Below are 247 nucleotides of genomic sequence, written 5' to 3'. Positions count from 1 at the left end.
TACGCACTGGACCTGAAGCAGGAATACCTGCGCAACGCGCCGGCCATCGACAAGGTGCTGTTCGACAACCGCCTCGACCTGACTCACCGCGCGCTGGGCCTGCACACCACGGTGTCGCGGGTGCAGGCCCAGCGCGCGGTGAGTCAGGTCGAGGCGGTTGTCGAACAGCACCTTGTCGATGGCCGGCGCGTTGCGCAGGTATTCCTGCTTCAGGTCCAGTGCGTAGCTGTACAGCGCCTTGTCGCTC

Annotated in this window: 1 pseudogene; it reads right to left on the bottom strand. The window is 65.2% G+C overall.

The window, feature by feature from the left end:
* A pseudogene (locus J5M57_RS29035) lies at nt 1-247 on the bottom strand (hypothetical protein); the annotation flags it as partial.

Source organism: Pseudomonas sp. 86_A (assembly GCF_017491705.1).
Lineage (GTDB): Bacteria > Pseudomonadota > Gammaproteobacteria > Pseudomonadales > Pseudomonadaceae > Aquipseudomonas > Aquipseudomonas koreensis.
This window is presented reverse-complemented; position numbering and strand designations above follow the sequence as displayed.